The sequence below is a fragment of the Treponema endosymbiont of Eucomonympha sp. genome (genome assembly GCF_001028545.1).
On record NZ_BBPW01000162.1, the window covers coordinates 1 to 1,683 of the forward strand.

General features: G+C 57.3%; 2 protein-coding genes and 1 pseudogene. 2 read left to right on the forward strand and 1 reads right to left on the reverse strand.

Annotated elements, in window-relative coordinates; translation table 11 throughout:
• Together AWU74_RS11685 and AWU74_RS05580 are read left to right on the forward strand one after the other, a co-directional pair.
• Positions 1 to 189 (forward strand): annotated as a pseudogene (locus AWU74_RS11685) (IS5/IS1182 family transposase); the annotation flags it as partial.
• Positions 190 to 203: 14 nt separating this feature from the next.
• Positions 204 to 593, forward strand: coding sequence for a transposase (locus AWU74_RS05580; protein ID WP_162504886.1), 390 nt, complete (start codon positions 204 to 206; stop codon positions 591 to 593).
• Between the two features lie 721 nt (positions 594 to 1,314).
• Here AWU74_RS05580 and AWU74_RS11695 read toward each other — a convergent pair.
• Positions 1,315 to 1,683: hypothetical protein (locus AWU74_RS11695; protein WP_187150875.1), on the reverse strand; the 369-nt coding region annotated here is incomplete at its 5' end.

A 1,683-nucleotide genomic window follows, 5' to 3' on the forward strand; every position in this document is an offset into this window, starting at 1 on the left:
TGGAACAGCATACACAAGCGGTTTTGCCGCTGGCGGGACAAGGGAATATGGAGAATACTGGCGGACGCCGCAATAGGCGAGCCTGCCGGAGATATCTTTATGATAGATTCGACATATATCAAGGCACACGCAGACGCATGCGGGGCACAAGGCGGCAGTCAGGACATTAGCCGCACAAAAGGGGGCTGAACAGCAAATTACATTTGGCGGTTGACGAGTACGGGATACCGGCAAGCGGCATTGTGACAAGCGGTACTGTCGCGGATTGTAATCAAGCGCCTCTCCTTATGGAGGATTTGGAAGCGGAAGCGTTCCTTGCGGACAAGGCGTATGACACGAACGAGCTGCTCGATATGCTTAAAGAAGCGGATATAGCAGCAGTCATCCCTCCGGTTAAAAGCCGGAAAGAGCAAAGAGCGTACAGTCATGAACTGTATCGGGCGCGGCACGTCATTGAAAACGTCTTCCGCGCCCTCAAGCGCTGGCGGGGAATTGCTACGCGCTATGCAAAGCTCACCGCTTCCTTCATCGCCGCTATTCATGTCAGGTGTTTATTCCTCTACCTTCCAGTCCACACTACCTACGGCATATAGGCTTTCACCCTTCGGCAAGCTTTCTTGATAAACACGGTAGCCGCTTATCCGCCCTATGGCTTCTCCCCCCGCGCCCCGCCCGCCTCTATGCAGAGTTTGCCGCGCGCGTACGGCAAACTCGACCGTTACCCGTGCCCCGCGCGGGGAACATCTTATCCGTACTACGGCATATATTTCGCCCTCTAACAAAGCCCGCTCGGTAGCCCGGTAAATGCTTATCCGCCCTATGGCTTCTCCCCCGCTCCCCGCCCGCCTCTATGCAGAGTTTGCCGCGCTTGCGGCGGCAAACTCGACCGTTCCCCATGCGAAGCGCGGGGAACGCTTTACCCGTACTATGGGTTTTATATCGCCTGTCGGTTGGCTCGCTCGGTAGGCAACTACGTGGAAAACGCCAGTATATCGCTCGGTAGCCCCGGTAGGTGCTTACCCGTACTATGGCATATAGGCTTTCGCCTGTCGGCATATCGCTCGATAGCCCCGGTAAATGCTTATCCGTACTACGGCTTTATATCGCCTGTCGGTTGGCTTTCACGGCAGCTCCGGTAGCCGCTTACCCGTAGTACGGCATATTATAGGCTTTCGCCGCTCGGCAAGCCCGCTCGGTAGCCCCGGTAAATGCTTACCCGTATTACGGCTTTATTTCGCCTGCCAGCATATCGCTTGGCAGGCACGGTAGGTTCTTATCCGTAGTATGGCATATATTTCGCCCCTCGGTTGGCTTTCACGGCAGCGGAAAGTCCGTCATCTGCCCCAGCCCGTCCGCGTAAAAGACTTCCGCGGACATTTCGCCGAAACCGCCGCCGTAGCGGAATATGGACGTGTGCACCCGGCAAAAGCTGATTTCGGTAAAGCCCGCCGGGGTGTCGTTCCACTGGTGCACGTTGCTTGCGGTAAGATAGTGATCCTCGCCGCCGACGGCGCCGCCGTAATAGCCCACGTCTATCCGGTCGTCGTCGCTGACCAAATTGCCGGTATAGGTGATATGCGTGCCGGCGGCGTCGGGAGCGCCCCAGTCCTTCGGCCAGCCCATGACGGTCGCCCCCACGCGCCCCTTTGAATCCGCCCAGTAGAGCTGTCTATGAGGCGTGCT